Below are 20,572 nucleotides of genomic sequence, written 5' to 3'. Positions count from 1 at the left end.
GCTACGGGGAGCAGGTGACGCTTGAGGATGCGTCCAGCCAGCAGCTGCGGCTTGGGCTTGAGTTTGGTGCGCAGGAGGCACAGGAGACGCGGCGTCTTTATGGCATCGTGAACCTGTTCCATGAGTTTGGCGCGGGCAGCGAGGTGAATGTTGCGGGGACGACCCTGACGACCGAGAGTGAGCCCTGGGCAGTTGGGGTCGGCTTCGGCGGCAACTATGCCCTGACGGACCGCGTGGATCTCTTTGGCGAAGCCTCTTATGCCACCGGGCTCAGTAACGCCGGTGATACCAGCGCTCTGAGTGCAAATGCAGGCCTCAAAATGGTATTCTAGAACACCTGCCCCTCGTCAGACACCAGGCAACATATCAAGCTGGTCTCTATTGCAGATGCCAGCTTGAAGCACAACCAGCACACGGTGTGAGCCGTTTTGTCAACACAACCTGGGTGGCACAGGAACCTTGACAATCAGTAGCATTGAGCCCTGACCGGCCCTTCACTGTTGTTTTCAGTTTCGTTCGGTCGGCAAGTCGTGAACGGCGCAAACCGGACATTCGTAGTACCAGTGACCTAAGTCAGATGAGCGGTGTCTGTTGCAATTGACTGGCACTAGTCGAATGACTGGTTCCGGCCCTTCGCGTCAAATTGCATGTTGTGCTCTATCCGACACTTTGAGCCCCTTGTGAACCCGCGTAACCCCGAGCCCAATCCGATCAAGGTCTTACTTTTCAACCATCAGTCTCAAACGTTCAATCGCATCGTCCCACTGTTGCGATGCCCGATCAAGATACTGTCTGGCTTCGGTCAACGTATCCGGTCGAACAGTGAACTGACTCTCTCGCCCCACGCGTTCACTCTTAACAACGCGGGCATGTTCGAGAACGGTCAGATGTTTTCTGACCCCCTGGCGAGAAAGGCCGGTACCATGCGTAAGTTGGGCAATGGACCGCGTTTGCCCGTCGCATAGCTGAGAAAGTAGAGACAGCCTAGTCGCGTCACCAAGTGCTGCAAACACAGGGGCAGCGGTTTCCGCCGTCATTACAAGTAAACTATGCGACATGGGCAGCAATATTGTTGGCTTGGATGTTCCAGCCTTCGGTATTGTCTCGCAAAACCTCGAGCCGACGGTGGTTTGGCAGAGCTTCGAACCCGCTCTCAGTTATGGTCAGTCGGGTTCCTTCGGCTGTGGGCTCTAGGCGAAATTCGACTAGCATCGTGGCCTGCTCGGCAACATCAACGCCAGACTTCTCGTCGAAGTCGTGCCATCTAAACGAAAACAAGCGTTCCGGCTCCATGCGTTCAACAACTGCACGCCATGGGTAGTCTTCATAGCCTGGGAAAGTCATCTTTCCAGTTGAAACTGAACCCGGCTTGAAGGGGCCGTCCAGCTTAACGCGGAACCACTGACCAAACTCTTTGTGGTCAGAAATAGCCTGCCAGATGCGCGATAGTGGGGCTTTTAATTCGATAACTTTCACGATGGTATCAACCATATTAGCAACCTCCTGGTTGCTTATCCTTACCATCGCCGGCTTTTAATGCAACCTATTAGTTGCATTTTGGATTTGGAAGCAGTGAGTCACTAACGCCGACGTACCAAGCATTCATGTATGTCTGCTATATGATGGTTCCTGCCGCTCGAATGAAACGTAACATCCTGCACGTTGGGCTCGCTGCGGACCTCCGCTGTATGGCGGCCCGAAGTCGGCTGTGCGGACTTTTTCTGCCGTTCGCGGAAGGTTGTTGAATGTCTGCTCCGCTGATCCCTGTGGTATTCGGTGACTCGCCTCAGGCTGGCGAAGTAGATCGGACTACTGGTTTGTCCTTCATCAAAAAGACCAAGATACCCGCAAACACTGCCAGCCAGACAGATGACCACCAAACCCAGTCATATTGAGCGTAGAGATCATATAAGATCCCGCCAAAGTATGCCCCGGCGGCAGCACCAATCTGGTGTCCGGCGGAGATCAATCCGAACGCCAGTCCCATGACGCCCCTACCGATATGGGATGCCACAAGGCTCGCTGTCACGGGCACGGTTGAATAGTCCACCAGTCCAAAGAGGAAGGAGAAGAAAACCAACGTCTCGAAACTCGCGCCAACATTGAGCAAGATAACGAAGGCCAAGCCGCGCGTCAGATAAATAAGCCCCAACAGCAGCGGTCTGTTCACACGATCCGTCAACCACCCAGCCAGGATCATCCCGACAAGGTTGATCGCGGACAGAAGTCCGTAAGCGCTGGCGGATGGCACCGGCCCGAACCCGCAAAATGCGGCATAGGGCAGGAAATGAGTCTCAATCACACCCGAGGTCGTGTAGCCGCAAATGAAGTAGCTCCAGAACAGGATTTGAAACGCGGGCAATCTCAGGATGTTTCGCAAATCCTGTAACAATGTGCCGGTTGCGCCTATCTCCTTGGCGGCGATATCTGCACGTCCTGCGGTTCTGGGAAACCATCGAAAGACACAACCCATAATGATGAGCGTCCCGATGCCAAGTGCAGCAAAGGCCATGCGCCAGTCATACGCGCTGATGAGCAATGCTAATAGCGGGACAAAGACAAACTGACCGCCCGTTGAACCTGATGTCGCAATGCCCGTCGCCAAACCTCTGTTCGTCTCGATCTCTTGTTCTACGGCGGTTGAGACGACATGGGTCGCAACGAGGCCAAATCCGACAGCCGCGATACCGCTGAACGCTAGAAAGAAGGCGATAGGGTTGGCAGTGGTAGCAATCAGAAAACACCCATTTGCCAAAGCCCCGAGCCCGATCAATAAGATCGCGCGCGCGCCCTGTTTGTCGACGAGTCGCCCCCCAAATGGGGCAATTGCGGCCATGACCAAAAGGGCAATAGCGGCAGCACCTGACGTAAAGCTCCTAGACCAGCCGAGGTCCTGTTCCAGAATAGGCATAACCAATCCAAGGGCCGCTCTTGTCGAAAATGTCAGGGCGAGGGCAACAAAGGACAACCCAATGATGAGTGTCGCTGTATTGTTTTGAGATGCTGAGGGCAAATGACTGGCTCCGATGTGTATGGCCAGATCGGTTTACAAGTTGCTGAGATTGGCATAAATGACAATATGCAGTCAAAAACAGCCAGCCGCGTTCACCGCATCGTCTTTGTCATCTATCCGGGCGTTACGCTTCTGGATGTCACCGGGCCGCTTCAGGCATTCTCAAGTGCGAACAACACCGAGATTGCGAATGGCAAGCAGCACTATCAAATTGAAGTCGCGTCCCCTGATGGCGGACCTGTCGCCACAGACTGTCATGTGGAGTTAAGCAGCATCCCTCTTAAGCAGGCGGCGCTTGATCCTATCGACACGTTGATTGTCGCGGGCGGGGAGGGTGTTTTTGATGTCGTCGAACAACAAGACACTGTGGATTGGCTCGCCAAGACCAGCAAGGGTTGCAGGCGGATTGCCTCGACCTGCATGGGTTCGTTTCTCACGGCTGCGGCTGGATTGATCAACGGATACAGCGTAACAACCCATTGGCGTCAGGTGGATGAGTTGAAGAGACGCTTTCCGGACATTGATGTGAAGCGCGATCCGCTTTTCGTTCGAAACGGCAATATGTGGTCGTCGGCTGGTGTTACGGCAGGCATCGATCTCGCGCTTGCCATGATCGAGGAAGACATGGGTCATGAAGCCGCCATGCAGGTTGCGCAAGCCCTCGTGGTGTTTTTCAAGCGGCCAGGCGGACAAGCCCAGTTCAGCGATGTGCTCAATATTCAGGCGTCGGAAACCGAGGGGCTGTTCGCTGACCTCCATGCCTGGATCGCAGGACATCTGCAAAGTGACCTGAGCGTGCCGAAACTCGCAGAACGGATCGCCATGAGCCCCCGCAGCTTCTCTCGAAAGTACAAGGAGAAAATGGGCATGACGCCTGCAAAAGCTGTCGAGATCATGCGTGTGGATGCCGCCAAACGCGCCCTTGCCCGAAGCGATCTGCAATTGGCGAAAGTCGCCTTCAATGCAGGTTTTTCGGACGAGCAACGCCTCCGGCGCGCCTTCCAACGCCACGTTGGTGTATCTCCATTGGCCTATCGAGACATGTTTGGAGAGAGCTAGTGCTCTGCACTTGACGAACCCCGAAGCGGTCAATCGCCGCTCTGCAGAAATACGGAAACGTGGGCTCGCTCCAGTCATTCGCTGCGCAGGTTCAGACATGTGGTTTGTGCCCACAGCCGCTGTTGCTGTCGAACTAGGATGCTGTCAGTGCATTAGGCCCTTAGCTGCGCAAACCGGACGTTCCCAAGTGCTTTGCAGATGGTGGGACTGCGGACATTTGCTGCCGTTCATTTCTGGTACCTTCGCGTCTGCTCAGGTGCTAACGTCACCTGATGCTCATATTCAAAATGCTTCGGATAGGAATGGCGGCCGTTCTTTTGGCAGGTTGCTCATCAATTTCTGAAATGAAATCGCAAGATGGCTCAACTTTTGCTCTTAGACGCAACGTCATTACCTATGCTGAACCTGAAGGTCCGGCAACTAACTGTAAATTCACAGAAGCTTCCAAGCTTTGGGTCTGCGAAGACGGCACCAGGTCGACGTTGGTCACAGCAAGTTTACCTTTGTCTTTCCATGGAGTTTTGTTTGTGGAGTTCGATGGCAAAACCTTCACCAATCCCAATCTGCTAGCCGAATAATTTCCTAGCTTGTTTGCCATATATCGGACGAGCTCAAAAAGCCGACATTCGAATGCAGCGCAGCATTTGTAACTTCGGTCTCATAGTGGTCATCTGACAGTTTTGGTAGTGCATATGAGCTGTCCCGACCTAGTCAACGGCGGCAGTGCGGACTTTTCTGCCGTTGGCTGTTTTCCAATGAAAGTCAGCTTTCGGTCTTTGGCCGTCGAACTGCGAGCACCCCCGCAACAACAATGAGTGCAATACCAATCACCGCAACGGTATCCGGCCGTTCATCAAAAAACACTGCGCCCCAAATCAACGCAAAACCCACACATGCAAAGTCAAACGTTCCGATGGTTGAAGCAGGTGCGGATTGATAAGCAACCGCCGTTCCGACCGATGCGACGAGGATTAGCGCAGCCAAGATAGCAGTGTTTCGCCATTCGTCGAATGACATAACTACCCACGAAGTCGTCAAAAACCCGTCGGTGTCTAACCCTAACAGCTCCCCCATGGCCAGCCCAGCCATTCCGAACAGAATAAAGGTCGCATTGAGGCCAAGAGCAAGTGACGCAGGATGCTCGTTGAGGCACTTCGTCCGCGTCAGGATCATGGCCGCTGCATAAAGAATTGCAGCGAGTATCGGGAGCAGCGCGGCCCATTGGAACGCATCGCCTCCTGGACGCAACACGAGCAGAATACCCAGAAATCCCAACACCACGCCCGCCCACTGCGTTCGACCCACAGCCTCGCCTGCAAAGACTGCGGCGAATGCTACGATGAACAGCGGCAAGGTGTAGTACGCGGCAGCCGCGACTGCCAACGGCAGAAGCGGGAGGGACAGGTAGTAAGCGATCCACATAAGCGCAAGCAGAGTTGATCGAACTACAATCCAAGGAATAGACCTTGGTCTCAATCTATCGGAACCGAAAAACAGCAGGGCACCAACCAACAGAACCGGAAACGCCAGCAAGGACCGGACGGCGAACAGCTGCCAGATGCCCATTCCGTCGCCACCCCCGAGCGCTTTGATCAAGGCGTCTCCGAGAGATAACGCAAGCACCGTCCCAACTATCGTTGCCACTCCGAGGCGAACATTGTCGGGCGTATCAATGTCTGAACTACTGGCCATGCCCCACGCTAGCTGGACCAATCGATGTTTGAAATGCTGACATTCGCTTCACCGCAGAAAGTTGGGAGGTCTGGGCTCGCACCTGCTTTTCTCTGCGACAAGCCCGCATTGGCAGGATGAGCCCTTAGGGCGTCAAAATGACCCCGAATCCGCGTGCCTCTACAAAATCGACTGAAACATCCTCATCGTCGAGAAACCAAGCCAGTTTCCACACAGCCTCAGCCCAAACTGAACCGTTATCGTCGGGCATTGCAAACTCCGAAATGCAGGACATTGCCGCCTTTCGCGCGCCCAGCCATCGGTGAAGCACAGAACTCTGTTATCGGAAAGCGGTCATTTGCTGCTATTGCGGTCTACGCTGACTTCTCAAGCAAAAGCGGACATCCAGCTATCAGAAAGGCAGAGTAACAACTGAAGCCGCCACCGATGCCCATGCATGTCATCACTACCACGTGTCCCGTCTCTGGATCCTTGGGGCGCAATGTTGACCACTGGCCGCCCCTTACCAATGCATCCTGTAGATCAGCGGAACTGGCGCGCTCGTCGCATGAAAAGCGTCTCGAGGGTGCTATAGGTGCCCATAATTTTGTTCGAGAATCCGGTCTTTTCAGCAACCCTGATGGAGTTGGAGTGTTCTGGATCAAAAATGCAGGATGTTTGATCGAACTCCAACCATTCATCTGCCCATTCCAACATCCTTGTAACGGCCTCGGTGGCGTAGCCTTTACCTTGTGCGCCCGCTTTGAACACCCAGCCTGCCTCCGGATTCCCATCCAGGGAAGGAGCCGTATCGCGTCGGTGGTTGGCAAACCCAACCTCTCCAAGGAATACGCCGGTCTTCTTGCATTCAACGACCCAATACCCGAAGCCGAGATGCGACCAGTGACCGGTATAGCTCAGAAGTCGCGTCCAAGACTGCTCCTCGGTGGATGGCTCGCCTGAAATCAAGGCAACCACCTCCGGATCAGCCCACATCGAAGCACTGTCATCGAAGTCGCTGGTCCGGTGACCTCTTAGGATGAGGCGGTCAGTGCCGAGGATTGGAGCTAGGATGTGGTTTGGCATCGGGGATCTCTTTGTGTGTTCTGCGTCAAATCTGGGCACGAAGCACCTAGCATCTTGATCCAAGCAAGGCATACCAGATTTCGTTTTTGTTTAGGTTGCCTTGGTGTGAGCTACGGATGTGCCAATGCTGCTCGGATTGCTACACCATGTCATTAGCTCTGCCTGATGTGATCTGATCTCTTGCGGACCATGGCCCCCATTGCTGTCAACCAGCTCTATATGGTTCTTCCTGCACCGCATGGCCGAGAACCATCTTCATGAAGAGACAGGGAATAAACCACTCCAGCCCGTCCCCAAGCGGCAGAAGAAGCTGGTCGCCAAGCAGGGCAAGTACGGTCAGTCCGGTTGCAGATGCACGCCTTAGATAAAGCGGCATTAACAGCACTGTTGTCACGCTGACGAGTAACAGCGCGTACCAGATTGTCGCGTTCAGGAGGTGGCCGTTCAAAAAGTAGGCGATGATAATCGGATGCACGTGTATCGCTGTGAACAGCATCGGATTCTTCGCCAATCTCGCGCTCAGACCCTCACCTTGTTGCAGATGTGTGTGGTAAAATCGCTTACAAGAGTTGAGCATGTTCGCGACCGCGCCACCGGCGATGTCAAAGGCGAAAAAGGCGAGCAGCGCAATTTTCCAACCTTCGGCGACGGGCACATTCCGGGCCTGATCCGCAACCAGAATGGTGCCGGTGAAAATAGTGGCCATGCCATAGGCCAGGATACGTTCAGCCACTGTGGCGCCCGTCCCGCAAAGCGGATCAATGCCGCCTGAGTAAGTCCAGTTGATCGGTGCGGTTTGCATGTCTTCTCCTTAGAGTCGGTGATTTACCCATGACTTTGGTTTTTGTGTTTGACGTCACAGCAAAAAAAGATGGCGAGGTTGCTTTCAGCATTGATTTATAATGACCGATTGGTCATTAAAGTGGGTGCGACAAAAATGACCATCCGGTCATAATAATTCTGTGTCTATGATGGGCACGAAAGAGAGCAGTAAGGGTTACAGGTGAATGCCCAAGGTCGTGGACAAAGCGAAAATGCGAGGTGAAATCCTCGATGCGGCCATGAAGGTTTTTGTTGAAAAGGGTTATCATGCGTCATCGGTGAGCGATGTTGCACGCGCGGCCAGCTTGGCCAAAGGTACACTCTACATATATTTCGACGGCAAGGACGCGATGACGAAGGCGATTGTCGATCGCCATTTTGCAATGCTGGAAGACCGGATCACACAAGGCCAGACTTGCGAGACGCTTGATGCCTTTCTCGATGAGCTCAACCGAACGATGGATATCCCAACTGAGCAGGCTTCATTTCTTCGTGTCTTCTTCGAGGTGTTCGGTCCAAGTTTTGCATCTGAGGACTTCTCGCAGCATGTGGCCCGGTTTTTTGATCGTCTGGGTGCCTACTACGCCAACCAGATCTCACATCTTCAAGAACGAAAGCAGGTTGCAGAGCACTATGAAGCCGCCTCGATAGGCCGCGCGCTGGCCAGCATGATGGATGGAGTAGTCTTGCATATGAGTTTATTTGACATAACGAGGCGACGGCACAGGCGTTTGGTCCGCGAGGCAATTTCAATGCTTGGGGCCGGGTTACGGCCAGCATCGGCCTCAAACGACTGACCCGCCTTTGCCACGTTTCACATAGCGGAGATATCACTTGAACATTTGGGTTTTCATCGTTGCCTGCATTACGCTGGCCGCCTTTTTGGCTCATGTTGTCATCGGTACAAAAGAGACTGCCACACTCGCCCCACCCAGATCGGAGACGCAACGCAACACCAATTGGGTGCAGGCCATGTGCGCCTTTCAGATGCTGTCTGTCGATCTTCTGGTGGTGGCGGCGACGCTGTTCGGCATCGCAGTCCTGAACCTTGGTCCGTTGGAACGTCCGGCGATCCTGTTTTTCGGACTGCTGTTCTTTTTGTGGGGCGTGGTTTGGATCGTCCAGATGAAGGTCCTGCGCAAAACTGCGGGCAGCCTGTGGCGACTGCCACACTGGTTTGTCTGGTTCGTCTGTTCAGCACTTCTTTTGCTTGGCAGCTAGAACCGTGATGCACTGCGATAACACCAACAAAGACACAATGCATCTGAAAGGGTAGACGATGCCGAAACCTATTATCCCGGAAAGCCTCGAAAGCTACGTGACGGACTGGATGATGTCACCGGGGCTTGAACACGATGGCTTTGTCTTCATGACCGGTTTCACAGGTGCTGATGCGGACGGCTTGCTCGCTGACAACCCAACCGACCAGATTGAGGCGGTCTTTGGGAAGATCGGGATGGTGCTGGCCGAAGCCGGACTGGTCTTCGAACATCTGGTGGAGATGACCAGCTACCACATTGGCCTGCGTGACCATCTGAATGCGTTCAAAGACATACGGGCGAAATATATATCGGAACCGTTCCCTGCATGGACAGCGATCGAAGTCGCGGGTTTTGTCCGGGAAGGCGCTTGCGTCGAAATCAGATGTATTGCGCGCAGGAACTGACGGGGCTCGCATGAGGATTGTCACTGTACAGAACGACTATCCCGTAAGCGCGTCAAGATTGTGGGCATTGGCCACCGACTATGCGTCGCTGAGCGAAGTTATGGAAGGATTGGTCTCGTTTGAGGGATTGCCAGCCGGGCGCACCCAAACAGGGCAGAGGCTTGAAGTGATGGTTTCGCTCTTCGGCAAGCTTCCTGCGCAACCCTATCGCATTGATGTGTTGGAATGCGACAATCAGCGCATGATCCTTCGATCATCTGAACGGGGTGCTGGTGTGAAGACATGGCTGCACAGTCTTACGGTCATGGAGAACGAGACCGGCAGCCGATTGCAAGACCGCATAGAGATCGATGCCGGTATGCTGACACCCGTGTTCGTACTCTGGGCCCGATACCTTTACCGCGCACGGCATAGACCGCGGCTCAGATTGCTCGAGAGCGGGCGATACTGACCGGTCTATCCGACCAAAGGCATGATAACGGCTTGGTGTAGTTGGAAAATGCTGGGCGGGACGCTACGTGTCGCCACCCAGCTCTTTCATCAGCTTTTCAATCGCAACTGGACAGTCTCGAAGGGCAACCCATCATCATCCATTGCTCGTCTTGATAGTTCTTCGAACCCAAGCGTTTGATAGAAGGCAAGTGCCCGGCGGTTGTCCAAGTAAACCTCCAACCGCAACTCCTCCTTTAGGGCCATTGCATGGGCGACCAGAAACCGGCCGATTCCCTGCCCCTGGTAGTGCGGCGCGACAAACAAGCCGCCGATGAAACTGTCCACGAGGCTGATGAAGCCAATCGGCTCCCACGATTGACAGGCCACCCAGGTCTCCGAGTTGGGGAGATACGTCGTCTCGATAAGGCTTTGCTGCTCACGCAGCCGTTCTTCGCCAATAAAGGCATGCGCCGTTAGAGAGCCATCAAGCCAGATAGTCGAAAGCCTTTCATTGTCCGATGCCATATAGGCACGGATATGTGTATTGATGTTTTTCATGATAGTCCTGCAGAGATGTTGCACAGAGAAACAGTGCCAAGACTGGCACTTATTGACACCGCAGCTGCGGTTCAGGTTTGGCTTCTGCGCATAGATCTCCTTCGACAGGTTCTGTATCGCTAGTTTATCATTCGAGGAACTGCAAGAGCGGATGCAGTCTACGAGGCTTGGATCCCGTTCCGAGAAAGACGCAATGCTCAAGCACCGGTTCCGGGCAGTGCGCCTTTTTGCTTGCCGCTTCTTTAGCGGCTAGGATTAAGCTGGAAAGTCGGAAGCTTCTTCAATGCCCGGCGTTCTGGTAAACAATCTAACCGCGCGCGCAACCTTTTCCCTCAACACCGCTTGGGAAGGCTGTTTACCGGCAAGCACTGCCGACAAATGCACATCCCCTCGAACGGCACCCAAAAACTGTTCTGCCGCTGTTTGGGCGTCTGAGGTTACAAGGTTGCCTACCGTTTGATTGGCTTCAAAGAAGCGGGCCAATCCTTTACTTGCAACGACAGGACCACGCTCAAAGAAATCCCGGGATAGCTCCGGAAAATGATGCGCTTCTGCCGTCATGATACGGTACAAAGCGATGCCCTCGGGCGACAGAAGAACGCTCAGATACTCGTATCCCATCCGGAACAGAGCCCGTTCAAATGCGCCCTCCGTCGGTTTTGGCTGCAAAGCCGTAAAGACCCGCCCCGAAATCCGTTCGACAATCGTGTGAAACAAGGACTCCTTGTTGGGGAAGTGGCTGTAAAGGGTACGTTTGGAACCGCCCAGGCGGGCATGGATCTGATCCATGCTGGTTCGCCCGAACCCTTCCCGGAGGAAAATTTCCGATGCGATTTCAATTATTTCTTCTCGCTTTTTTCTTTGTCGTGCTGTCAACGCTGTTGGTGTTTGGCTCAAAATCAATCTCCAGAACGCGATACAGGAGCTTGCAATGGTACGGTATCGTACCGTATAGTACAACGGTACGGTTTCGTACTCTTTTGCACCCGTCCATCGGCAAGTGCCGGTTCTGAGGAGAAAGATTGACATGGTCCATAGGCTTGCAAAGATGATTGCCGTCATAGGTGTCACAGCCCTATGCGTTGCCTCAGTTATTGGTGGATACAACTACTGGCAAACCCGCAGTAACTATGCCTGGACCGACAACGCATATGTGCGTAGCGATAAAGTGCCGATTGCGCCAAAAGTGGCAGGGTTCATCGTTGAGGTTGCCGTCAACGATAACGAAAGAGTTGCAGCGGGAGATGTTCTACTTCGGATTGACCCAATCGACTATCAAGCAAATACGAGGCAGGCGAAGGCCGCGCTGGCAGCCGCAAAGGCTGCCCGAGCGAGGCTTGACGAAGAACGCCACATGCAGGTCCTGTTCACCGACGAAGCCCGCGCCAGAATAGATGCCGCTCTGGCTGAAGCCGAACGAACCACAAAGGATCTGCGCAGGGCAAAAAGCCTGATAGATGAGGGCTGGGCAACCGAAGCGCGTCTGGAAACCGCTACCGCCACCGCCGTCAGGGCGCGATCATCCGTCGAGCAAGCCCAAGCAGCATTGAAGGCCAGCCAGCAAAAGCTTCGTGTTTTGGATGCCCAAGCCGTAGCACTTGATGCATCTGTCGAACAAGCGTCTGCACTGTTTCAGCTCTCTGAAATCTCTCTTGAAGACACAGTCGTCCGCTCGCCAATAAACGGGCTTGTCGGGAACCTGCATGTCGAACCGGGGCAGTTTGTGCGAGCCGGGTCGCCGCTTCTGGCTGTTGTGTCGGATGAACAAAAATGGGTTGTGGCCAACTTCAAAGAAACTCAACTGGAAAACTTAGCTCCAGGTCAATTGGTTGCAATTCGCGTTGATGCGTTTGGAAGTCAGGAAATTCTGGGACATGTAGACAGTATTGCGCCAGCCAGCGGAGCAGAGTTCAGCCTTTTGCCGTCTGACAACGCTACCGGGAACTTCATACGCGTTGTCCAAAGGATACCTGTAAAAGTTTCAATAGAACCTGAAAGTCCGCTTTTTAGCCGACTTCGCGCCGGAATGTCCGCCAAAGTTCGTGTCGATACCCAATCTGTAGCTGCGGACAAAACAACAAGTGAAGCGTTAACCAAGATCCCCGCAGAGGCTTCCTGGAGCCAGAAAGATGGATGAAGCTGGCTCTTGTTATGAAAACCGGCAAGTCGGCCACTATGGTGCCAAGTCTGCGTCTTTAGATACTCGAAAGCATTCATATCCAATCTTGACTTGCTTGCACGCAGACCGGGGTGGTCATCGACCGGACGCATATGCTCTCGCGTTGGTGGTGGTGGGACTGACGCTTGCGGTTACTGTGGATGCGCTGAACAGTACAGTTTATGGGATGGCCCGCCCTCAGTTCATGGAAGGCTTGTCAGCCACTCAGGATACCGCGAACTGGTTGAATACGGCCTTTGTGGCGGCAAAGCTTACCCTTCTTCCCGCCTGCGCATGGGCCGTCAACCGGGCCGGGGCTGGACGTATCCTTTGGTTTGCGTTGGTTGGAAGTATCGTAGCGTCCCTGCTATGCACGGTTTCTCCCGGCATCTTGAGCCTTGTGGCTTCTCGAATTTTGCAGGGCGCAACGGGCGCCGCCCTTCTCGTTTCCTGCCAGACAATCCTATTCCAGCTGTTTCCCAAAACGCGGCAGGGTCTGGTCCAGGCTGTGTTTGCCTTTGGAGTTGTGGTTGCGCCTGCGTCTGCTGCGCCCGCCTTGCATGGCGAACTCATCGCCGCAGGTTCCTGGAGGTGGATATTTGCCCTAAGCGCTTCGGTGGCGTCGGCCGCATCACTCATTCTGTTTACCGTGCGGCGCTACCTGCCTGCGCAGAAGTACGATGAGTTGGAGTTTGATTGGGTTTGCCTGGGGCTGTTTGCCGTTGCAATGACTGCAATGGCTTATGCGTTGTCGGAGGGCGCACGCTGGAACTGGCTCGACACTACCCACATTCGCTGGTGGGTTGCTGCGGCGCTCGTTGGGTTGATCGCCTTCGTGGTCAGGATGAATATGCGACCGCGCCGCGCCATGTTCAAATACGATGTGTTTCGCAAATCGGAATTCGCCTTTGGCTTTGCGGTCAGTTTTGTAGCTGGCTTTGCTTTGTTCGGCAGCGCTTTCCTTATTCAGGTTTTTGCGCTGAATGTGTTACACCTACCGTCGGATACGACCGCGCGGCTTCTTCTTCCTTCCAGTTTGACCATCGGGTTGGCTCTGCTGATAGCCGGTTGGTTCACGACATCACGCGGTGCCAATCCAGTGATATTCATCCCGATCGGTGTACTTCTTGTGATGGCGTCCATGTGGATGCTTTCCGGATCAGGCCCACAAAGCGGATCACATGACATGTGGCTCGCACTGTTGTTGCGAGGGCTGGGACTGGGATTTTTGTTTTTGAGTCTAACGCTGATCGCCTTGAGCAGATTGTCACAGCCGTTGGTTTCCGCCGGGACAGGTCTGTTCAACCTTGGGCGTCAATTGGGAGGGTTGATCGGCGTTGCATGTCTAGACACGTACATACAGCGGATCAACACACTGAATCTCCAGATTTTAGGCAGTAATCTCCATCCGTCCAATCCGGCACTTCAGCAAAGAACCGAGCTCGTGTCACAGAGTTTTATCGGCCGTGGGCTTGATCCTGGCATTGTTGATGGCGCTGCGTTGGTAGCCATTCAGCAATCGATCAGGTCGCAAGTTGCGCTGCTAACTTTCAACGAAGCGTTTCTTTCGATTGTTTGGCTTTTTGTTGCAGCTTTGCCGCTCGCAATGCTGTTTAAGGCCGTGCAAAAGAAAACCAATTTTTTTCAATGACTCTCCGACCCAACCGTTGCGGCCGAAGTGCTTCGGCTCCCAACATCAGCCGCCGCTTTTCAGGTAAGCTCTGCGGGCGACTTCAGACAGGCAACAAAGGTCGAATGATCCGGCACTCGATCAGTCAGATCGAGGCGACAGAATCAACGATATGCCAGATTCAAGTGCACTTCCTCGCACAATCGCCGTTCCGACCGGATACCAAAGCAGTAGCCCACAAGCAGCATGCGGATCAGCAACTCGGGATCGACGGAAGGGCGACCTGTATGGCTATTAAAGTCCGCCAAATGACTGCGGATACTGCTCAGCTCAACAAATCGACCAATCGACCGCAGCAGGTGATCTTGGGGAACGTGGTCCTCTAACGAGAACTCATAGAACAGTGCGGCCTGAGCTTCCTGTCTTGATCCCATCATCGACCAGTCTCCCATTCAATAGGAGAATTGAATCAGTGGGATGGCCTTTGATCAAGGCAGACCTTTTCAACAGAATATGGCCTTCTTGTCAGCGTTGTCTGGTGCTGGGATGTCCGCTTTTCACCAAGTCCAATTTTGACGTAGGTTCGCTTTGGGCTCATTCTACCAAATCGGGTTTGTCTCAGAGAAGGGCATGTACGAGCCCGAACCTCCGAGTTATTGCAGCGCAGCCAACGTCAGCTTTACAATTTTGGTTTCCAGTCCATCCCCATGTAACCTGATCCCGCTTTCAACTCAGCGATCATCTTCGAGAGCCGCCTTCGCTTGGTGTCATCGCGCTTCGCGCTGTTGATCCACCAGAGATTGTCGTTACGCTGATAAGCTGGCCGCGCATCGTATGAATCGCTTAGGTAGGCATCACGCAGCGCCTCTTTCACAAACTCAGGCATCGGTTGGATTGGACGTTTCAAATCTGGTATGCGGTTACCCCTCAGGTATGGCAAAGACTACGCTTTCTGCGGATCGGTCAGCTGGGCCATGCCACACGGCCTCGATGTTGTTTCCGTCTGGATCAAGAACGTAGGCTGCATAGTAACCGGGATGATAGTCGCGAGGTCCGGGCCCTCCGTTGTCGGTTCCACCGTTCTCTATGGCGGCAGCGTGAAAGCTTGCAACCTGCCCTTCTGATCCAGCTTGAAAAGCCATATGAACATGGGTCGTTGGGCTTTCTCCGGCAGGCGCCACGAACAGCTCGTCAGCAATGAAAAAATGCGCGGTATCTTGCGACAGCTCCTGCCCCAAGGCGGCCAGGCATCCTTTGTAGAACCTACGGCTTGCGGCGAGGTCTGACACACTGAGGTGGATGTGATCGACCAAACGACCCTTGTGAATTTCCATGACTTGTCTCCCGACGCCTTTATCGTTAGCATAGCTAATGATTGATCTGCATCCCAGCAAATTCTTTGCCGCGCAGGCTTTGCATCAGCTCCTGCCCATGCTCGACCGGATGATGCGACAGATCGAACAACGTGCCGGAGCGACCGGCCAACAGCTTTCTGCAATCGCTGCCATCTCAGAGTTCGGCATGGACAGACTTCATCTTCTCGCCAGTCACGAAGGCGTCAGCCGCCCGACGATGAGTCGTTTGGTCAATAATCTTGAAGCGCGCGGCTGGATCTTAAAGCAAATCGACAAGGGTGACCTTCGGACGCCGAGGCTGTCAGTGACCGACATAGGGCGGAAGATGCTTGTGGATAGTTGCGAAGAACGGACACAAATCCTGATGAATCTGATGGGAGAGTTCGACGAAAAGGAATGCGCAGCTTTCAGCTCCATCCTAAGAAAACTACACGCCAATCCACGGCCGAGGATGGACAGACCGGTCCGATAGTAGATGTTCTGCGAGCGTCAGCATAGTCCGCCTTGGCGGCAAAATTTGATTATATTAGTCAGGTGTGATATTAGCGTAAGCTAATATATCTGCATCTGGGGAATGTGATCATGAATTTCGAAAAGGCATTTGGTGCGGACATTCGCACAGTTGGAAAAGGTGATCGCGAAGGTCGCCCCACGCATATGGTTCGCGCCTCGCGCACCTATCCAACTAGTCAGGCAGATTTGTGGACTGCAATCACCGAAAAACAACGGATAGAGCGCTGGTTCGGCAATGTCTCAGGCAACTTCCAAAGCGGAGGACGGTTTTCTATCGAAAACAATGCTGACGGCGACATTACTTCATGCGATCCGCCGCATACCTTAGCTATTACATGGGAATTTGGTGGAAATATAAGCTGGGTGAAGGTGACGATTCAGAATGTCGAGAACGGTTCGCTGCTGACACTTGAACATGAACTGCCGGCTGACAAAGAGAACGAAGCGCATTGGAACAAATACGGTCCTGGCGCCACAGGTGTTGGCTGGGAATTGGCAATGCTAGGTCTGGATGGCCATATTCAAATGAAAGGCAAGAGCGTGATTGAGGCGGGTCAGGAATGGGCAGAAGGAGAAGAGGGCAAGAGCAGGTTGCGTTCTTGGTCCGAAGCTTGGGGGAAAGCGCACGCTGAAGATGGCACCCCTAAGAAGATCGCGATGGAAACCGCATCTCGAACCGCAGATTTCTACACGGGAGAGGGTTGATGCACGCTTTCGATGTTCTGTCGGACCCGGTCCGGCGACGAACGCTGGAGCTGATAGCCCAGAAAGAGCACGCATCAGGCGAAATCGTCAACGTCATCGAATCTGAGTTTGGTATTTCGCAATCAGCGGTTTCACAGCATCTTCGCATATTGCGCGATGCTGGATTTGCACACGTGCGCAGAGACGGTGCGAGACGGTGCTATTCGATTGATCCTGCTGGCTTCGAGGATGTGCAGGCATGGCTTGACCAACTTCGTCGCTATTGGGGCTCCAAGATGGAAGCTCTGGCGACTGAGATTGAGCGAGGCAAGCGTTCAGGTACGATAGAATAGCTGCGGAATTCTTAATCAGTCTGGTTAGGCGAACGTTCGCTTTGAGCTGGCACCGGTCATCCGACCATAACCGTCAGACGTCGATAGCGCGCCCTTCCACGACTTTAGTAACCCGCCTTCAAACATGACAAAGTTGCCATGGTCTTGAATGATCGACAGGCCGAGAACGCCTGAATAAAATCTCCTAGATTTCTCTACGTCCTCAACAAATGGAAGCGGGTTCACAAATTTCATGGATAATCCCTGGGGAACAATTGGTGGTGTCGGGTCATAAGTCACTATTACAGACATTCGTGCTCTATGCAGCATCGGTCATTAAGGGCTCCTTGTGGCGGTTGTTTGCAATCAGCCCCGATTGATAATTTGAGTCCTGACCAGACCTTTATCTTCGTTTTGTGTTTCTCTCGTGTAGCAAGTCGCAAACCGCGAGAACCAGGCCTTCAAAATCAGGTGGCAAATGGCGGGCGAGCGTAACAAACTATGTTTTGCTTCGACTGCGCCAAGGTCAGTTACTTTACGCTTAGACCAAGTTGACAAAGTGAAAGTCTGAAGGGCGCAGGCTTACCATAGCTGGTGGCTATCTAAATATAGGATTGGAATATTTCCCAATACAGCAACCGGGTTCTAAGGTTGGGTATGGAACGCATTGATCGGCCCCTGAGTGTTCGGCTAAAAATCGCCAATATTCGCAATAAATTCAGCCTGTTACTTGCAGGCCGAGTGGGTCTGGCGTATCATCGGTTCATCGGTTCATCGGTTCATCGGTTCATCGGTTCATCGGTTCATCGGTTCATCGGTTCATCGGTTCATCGGTTCATCGGTTCAGAGCTGTCGCTGCGCCCTGGCGCAGACAGTGGCACTTACCGGGTAAATCACCTGATATTCTGACACCCGGCCTCTGGCCGTCCGGAGCGCGTGGATCAATTGGTGGTCTGATCGCGGCTTCCGGATCGGATGGCCTGACGCGGTCGCGCTTGGCTGCTGTGACGCGCGATATGGCTGTGTGCGGCTTGGGGTCTGATATGACCCGCTCCCACCTTATCACGACTGGCTCGGACGACGTGGACGCATCACCGCCAATCACCGGTGCCGGTTCGTGTCTGGTCGAAGCCCCGCCTCCGATCAATTCCCGCATTAATGCCAGCCAACGGCCTGTTCGGCAGAACGGGTCGTGCTTTTTCCCGATCGTGCTCAAGCGCGTTGGCGATACCCCTCACAGGAGAGTCTCAGTATGACAAACGAGTTTTCGGATATGCAACCCGCCTTTCGCCCGCTTAACGTCTTGGTTCGGGGTGGTCGTTTGACCAAGTTCAAGGGCCAAGTGGCAAGCATTGCGCCAGGCCTTTCCGTCGTGGCAACCGCGGCGGTGCTGTTCAGCGGCAGCGTGGCCCATGCGGACAATGAGTGCGGAAATCCAACAACTAACGGCGTCGTTTCATGTAACGCTACCAACTACACTGACGGCATCACCTATGAAAATTCAAATGCGCGAACTTTGACGCTTGGCAGCCCCGGCTTCAGAGTGGAAGGCTCCGGGGTAACTGTGGATGTGACGCATGATCACGATGTTTCTGTGCAGGTTGATGATGGTGGAGACATCGATGGGGTGATCACCACCAATGGGAATTTTAACTCCGCGATTTTTGCGAAAACGACGGGTGATGGCAATGTGCATGCACACCTGATTGACGGGGATGTCGCCACGGATGGATTGGTTAGTCACGGGGTTCGGGCGGAGATCGACAATACGGCTAGCACAGCCACGGCGAAGGCGGAAATGAGCGAAGGGGGTGTCATTAATACCTACGAAGGAGCAGGCTCTGGGCTTTCGGCAGTAACCAAATCTATTGATGGCGCGGCAATCGTGCAAATGAGTGGTGGCAAAATCACTACGCATGCGGCGGGGGGTGGCGCGATGGAGGCGACGGGCCTCAGCAAACAGCAGGCGGACGCTGCCAACGGGCAGAGCGCATCCGCTGCCTCGGTGACGGCTCTCATGACCGGAGGGGAGATCGAGACGCACAAGGAACTCGCCACCGGGGTTGTTGCAGCGAGCCGTGGGAGCGAGGGCGAGGCACTTGCGCACATGAGTGGCGGCAAAATCACCACGCTTGGGGAGCAGGTAGGGGACAACAACGAGGGGCACGCTTACGCGGTTCGGGCGCGTATTTATGAGAACGTGAATAGCACGGCCACGGCGCGGGCAAAAATGACGGGAGGAGAGATCGAGACCCACGCTCACAATTCTTATGGGCTTTCTGCGGGAACCAGAGCCACTGGTGGCGCGGCGATCGCGGAGATGGATGAAACCGATGGCACCAGCACAATCACCACGTATGGGGACCAGGCGCACGGGCTTTCTGTATCGGTCGACGCCAAGGAGATAGTTATTGTAAATAATGTTCGCTCTGAAATCGATCGCAACAGTGACTCCAGCGCAACGGCAAAGGCTGTATTGAGAGCCGGGGAGATCGATATTGATGGCTCCAATGCCCATGGTCTTCATGTCCAGGCCAATGGCCTCAATGGTACGGCGACCGCAGAAATGCATGCCGGCACAATCATCACAGAAAGTTCAAACTCTCACGGGCTTCGTGTGCGGATTGATAACACGGACCATGGAACCAACTCCGACAATACAATCGGGGTGAAGGTGATAATGACCGGCGGGTCTATCGAGACGAGGAACAGTGGCAACAGCGCCAATGGATCCTATGGAATCTATGCGGACACCAGCGGAGCGAGTGACGTGATCGTGGAGATGGATGCCGGCACAGTCACGACGCATGGGAGAAATTCTCACGGAATTCTGGCGGAATCGGATGGCGTTGGCACTTTGTTGGATAATCCCAAGGCGCAAGCGAAGGGGGTTGTAAAGCTGGGTGCGCAGGCCAGGGTCACGGCTGAAGGCTCAGGTTCAGACGGGATTCGCGTTTCGGGGAATAACGTGAAGGTTAACTCCAGCTCCGGCAGCGGATCGGTTTTACTGGGCGCACGAGGCTTTGACGTGGATGTGTACGGGTCCGTGACGGGCGGAGCGGGCAACGGCGCTGCGATCCGTACGATCTCAAGCGCCCGCGGTGAGATTGATATCTTCGATGGGGCCCGTGTGGCTGCCGGGGCTTCTGGCATTGCAATTCAGACCCATACGCACGGATTTGATGGTTTTGTGGGACAAGACGACGATGGCACAGCGACCATCACCTCGGCAGGAATGATCTCCGGTGATATTCTTCTTGATGCAGGTGATGATACCCTGACCGTGACAGGCGGAAGCGTCACTGGTGACGTCTATGGCGGTGCGGGCAACAATACCCTGACCCTGGAAGATGGTGACTTCACCGGCGATGTTCGTTTTGACGCGGGTGACAATACCGTGGAGATGGAAGGCGGCCATTTCGTCGGTGATGTTTATGGCGGAGACGGCAACGACACCCTGAACCTGACGGGTGGCCGTTTCAACGGGGATATTCATACCGGTGCGGGCGACGATAGCGTCACGATTGAGTCCACGGCCCGCTATGACTTTTCCTATATCCTGGACGGCGGCACGGGTGACGATGAACTGACCC

General features: G+C 54.1%; 26 protein-coding genes and 2 pseudogenes. 15 read left to right on the top strand and 13 right to left on the bottom strand.

Annotated features, from left to right (window positions below):
• On the top strand, positions 1-332 hold a 332-nt coding region (locus ACR0BU_RS23885; RefSeq protein ID WP_480739365.1), incomplete at its 5' end, for an autotransporter outer membrane beta-barrel domain-containing protein.
• 387 nt (positions 333-719) lie between these two features.
• Here the strand turns inward: ACR0BU_RS23885 and ACR0BU_RS23880 are convergent.
• From ACR0BU_RS23880 to ACR0BU_RS23870, 3 genes are all read right to left on the bottom strand, one after another.
• Entirely contained in the window at positions 720-1,037 is a 318-nt protein-coding gene (locus ACR0BU_RS23880; RefSeq protein WP_298938255.1) for an ArsR/SmtB family transcription factor, read from the bottom strand.
• Positions 1,038-1,047: 10 nt separating this feature from the next.
• A complete protein-coding gene (locus tag ACR0BU_RS23875) occupies positions 1,048-1,491 on the bottom strand; it encodes an SRPBCC family protein (RefSeq protein WP_480739368.1) in 444 nt (147 codons plus the stop codon).
• 295 nt (positions 1,492-1,786) lie between these two features.
• Complete coding sequence (locus ACR0BU_RS23870; RefSeq protein ID WP_480739370.1) at positions 1,787-3,013, bottom strand: MFS transporter; 1,227 nt, start codon at positions 3,011-3,013, stop codon at positions 1,787-1,789.
• Here ACR0BU_RS23870 and ACR0BU_RS23865 point away from each other — a divergent pair, their 5' ends adjacent.
• Both ACR0BU_RS23865 and ACR0BU_RS23860 read left to right on the top strand, forming a co-directional pair.
• Complete coding sequence (locus ACR0BU_RS23865) at positions 3,014-4,072, top strand: GlxA family transcriptional regulator (RefSeq protein WP_480739372.1); 1,059 nt, start codon at positions 3,014-3,016, stop codon at positions 4,070-4,072.
• Positions 4,073-4,374: 302 nt separating this feature from the next.
• Positions 4,375-4,650 (top strand): YgdI/YgdR family lipoprotein, encoded by a 276-nt coding sequence (locus ACR0BU_RS23860; RefSeq protein WP_298938259.1) that lies wholly within the window; start codon positions 4,375-4,377, stop codon positions 4,648-4,650.
• Positions 4,651-4,834: 184 nt separating this feature from the next.
• Here the strand turns inward: ACR0BU_RS23860 and ACR0BU_RS23855 are convergent, their stop codons facing one another.
• The 4 genes from ACR0BU_RS23855 to ACR0BU_RS23840 form a co-directional block, all read right to left on the bottom strand.
• Entirely contained in the window at positions 4,835-5,764 is a 930-nt protein-coding gene (locus tag ACR0BU_RS23855) for a DMT family transporter (RefSeq protein ID WP_480739374.1), read from the bottom strand.
• Between the two features lie 124 nt (positions 5,765-5,888).
• A complete protein-coding gene (locus ACR0BU_RS23850) occupies positions 5,889-6,014 on the bottom strand; it encodes a hypothetical protein (protein ID WP_480739375.1) in 126 nt (41 codons plus the stop codon).
• A 272-nt stretch (positions 6,015-6,286) separates the two neighbouring features.
• Positions 6,287-6,829 carry a GNAT family N-acetyltransferase gene (locus ACR0BU_RS23845; protein WP_299085320.1) on the bottom strand — a complete coding sequence of 181 codons (543 nt, stop codon included), beginning with the start codon at positions 6,827-6,829 and terminating at the stop codon, positions 6,287-6,289.
• Positions 6,830-7,034: 205 nt separating this feature from the next.
• The gene (locus ACR0BU_RS23840) at positions 7,035-7,631 is read right to left on the bottom strand and encodes a hypothetical protein (RefSeq protein WP_480739377.1); all 597 of its coding nucleotides are present in this window, start codon (positions 7,629-7,631) and stop codon (positions 7,035-7,037) included.
• A gap of 205 nt (positions 7,632-7,836) precedes the next feature.
• Between ACR0BU_RS23840 and ACR0BU_RS23835 the strand changes: the two genes are divergently transcribed.
• The 4 genes from ACR0BU_RS23835 to ACR0BU_RS23820 are packed head-to-tail and all read left to right on the top strand — an operon-like array spanning position 7,837 to position 9,768.
• Positions 7,837-8,448 carry a TetR/AcrR family transcriptional regulator gene (locus ACR0BU_RS23835; RefSeq protein ID WP_480739379.1) on the top strand — a complete coding sequence of 204 codons (612 nt, stop codon included), beginning with the start codon at positions 7,837-7,839 and terminating at the stop codon, positions 8,446-8,448.
• A gap of 37 nt (positions 8,449-8,485) precedes the next feature.
• The gene (locus tag ACR0BU_RS23830) at positions 8,486-8,872 is read left to right on the top strand and encodes a hypothetical protein (RefSeq protein ID WP_480739381.1); all 387 of its coding nucleotides are present in this window, start codon (positions 8,486-8,488) and stop codon (positions 8,870-8,872) included.
• 58 nt (positions 8,873-8,930) lie between these two features.
• Positions 8,931-9,317: a Rid family hydrolase gene (locus ACR0BU_RS23825; protein WP_480739382.1), complete on the top strand. Its 387-nt coding sequence runs from the start codon at positions 8,931-8,933 to the stop codon at positions 9,315-9,317.
• 10 nt (positions 9,318-9,327) lie between these two features.
• A complete protein-coding gene (locus ACR0BU_RS23820; protein ID WP_480739384.1) occupies positions 9,328-9,768 on the top strand; it encodes a hypothetical protein in 441 nt (146 codons plus the stop codon).
• An 89-nt stretch (positions 9,769-9,857) separates the two neighbouring features.
• Here the strand turns inward: ACR0BU_RS23820 and ACR0BU_RS23815 are convergent, their stop codons facing one another.
• Entirely contained in the window at positions 9,858-10,307 is a 450-nt protein-coding gene (locus ACR0BU_RS23815; protein WP_298938504.1) for a GNAT family N-acetyltransferase, read from the bottom strand.
• 255 nt (positions 10,308-10,562) lie between these two features.
• The gene (locus ACR0BU_RS23810; RefSeq protein WP_480739385.1) at positions 10,563-11,369 is read right to left on the bottom strand and encodes a TetR/AcrR family transcriptional regulator; all 807 of its coding nucleotides are present in this window, start codon (positions 11,367-11,369) and stop codon (positions 10,563-10,565) included.
• On the opposite strand from ACR0BU_RS23810, the gene ACR0BU_RS23805 reads away from it, so the two are divergent.
• Positions 11,335-12,444 (top strand): HlyD family secretion protein, encoded by a 1,110-nt coding sequence (locus ACR0BU_RS23805; protein ID WP_480739387.1) that lies wholly within the window; start codon positions 11,335-11,337, stop codon positions 12,442-12,444. The two genes, ACR0BU_RS23810 and ACR0BU_RS23805, sit on opposite strands and share 35 nt — an antisense overlap.
• Positions 12,445-12,598: 154 nt before the next feature.
• On the top strand, positions 12,599-14,116 hold the full coding sequence (locus tag ACR0BU_RS23800) for a DHA2 family efflux MFS transporter permease subunit (RefSeq protein ID WP_480739388.1): 1,518 nt from the start codon (positions 12,599-12,601) through the stop codon (positions 14,114-14,116).
• A 146-nt stretch (positions 14,117-14,262) separates the two neighbouring features.
• Here the strand turns inward: ACR0BU_RS23800 and ACR0BU_RS23795 are convergent.
• The 3 genes and pseudogenes from ACR0BU_RS23795 to ACR0BU_RS23785 all read right to left on the bottom strand — a co-directional run.
• Positions 14,263-14,532 (bottom strand): annotated as a pseudogene (locus ACR0BU_RS23795) (transposase); the annotation flags it as partial.
• Positions 14,533-14,774: 242 nt separating this feature from the next.
• A complete protein-coding gene (locus tag ACR0BU_RS23790; protein ID WP_480739390.1) occupies positions 14,775-15,002 on the bottom strand; it encodes a YdeI/OmpD-associated family protein in 228 nt (75 codons plus the stop codon).
• 13 nt (positions 15,003-15,015) lie between these two features.
• Entirely contained in the window at positions 15,016-15,429 is a 414-nt protein-coding gene (locus tag ACR0BU_RS23785; RefSeq protein WP_298938518.1) for a VOC family protein, read from the bottom strand.
• Positions 15,430-15,466: 37 nt separating this feature from the next.
• On the opposite strand from ACR0BU_RS23785, the gene ACR0BU_RS23780 reads away from it, so the two are divergent.
• The 3 genes from ACR0BU_RS23780 (at position 15,467) to ACR0BU_RS23770 (ending at position 17,000) form a co-directional block, all read left to right on the top strand.
• On the top strand, positions 15,467-15,922 hold the full coding sequence (locus ACR0BU_RS23780; RefSeq protein ID WP_299085290.1) for a MarR family winged helix-turn-helix transcriptional regulator: 456 nt from the start codon (positions 15,467-15,469) through the stop codon (positions 15,920-15,922).
• 110 nt (positions 15,923-16,032) lie between these two features.
• The gene (locus ACR0BU_RS23775) at positions 16,033-16,668 is read left to right on the top strand and encodes an SRPBCC domain-containing protein (RefSeq protein WP_298938520.1); all 636 of its coding nucleotides are present in this window, start codon (positions 16,033-16,035) and stop codon (positions 16,666-16,668) included.
• On the top strand, positions 16,668-17,000 hold the full coding sequence (locus tag ACR0BU_RS23770; protein WP_299085284.1) for an ArsR/SmtB family transcription factor: 333 nt from the start codon (positions 16,668-16,670) through the stop codon (positions 16,998-17,000). Before ACR0BU_RS23775 ends, ACR0BU_RS23770 begins: the two co-directional genes overlap by 1 nt.
• A 24-nt stretch (positions 17,001-17,024) precedes the next feature.
• Here ACR0BU_RS23770 and ACR0BU_RS23765 read toward each other — a convergent pair whose 3' ends face one another.
• Positions 17,025-17,234, bottom strand: a complete 210-nt coding sequence (locus ACR0BU_RS23765; protein WP_298938523.1) for a VOC family protein — start codon at positions 17,232-17,234, stop codon at positions 17,025-17,027.
• Positions 17,235-17,636: 402 nt separating this feature from the next.
• Here ACR0BU_RS23765 and ACR0BU_RS23760 point away from each other — a divergent pair, with 402 nt between their 5' ends.
• The 3 genes and pseudogenes from ACR0BU_RS23760 to ACR0BU_RS23750 form a co-directional block, all read left to right on the top strand.
• Entirely contained in the window at positions 17,637-17,888 is a 252-nt protein-coding gene (locus ACR0BU_RS23760) for a hypothetical protein (protein ID WP_480755771.1), read from the top strand.
• Positions 17,889-18,022: 134 nt separating this feature from the next.
• On the top strand, positions 18,023-18,235 hold the full coding sequence (locus ACR0BU_RS23755) for a hypothetical protein (RefSeq protein ID WP_480739396.1): 213 nt from the start codon (positions 18,023-18,025) through the stop codon (positions 18,233-18,235).
• A 65-nt stretch (positions 18,236-18,300) separates the two neighbouring features.
• Positions 18,301-20,572, top strand: a pseudogene (locus ACR0BU_RS23750) (hypothetical protein); the annotation flags it as partial.

The organism is Ruegeria sp. CK2 (assembly GCF_056536585.1).
The sequence above is the reverse complement of the archived record's forward strand: the minus strand, read 5'-3'. Positions and strand labels throughout refer to the sequence as shown.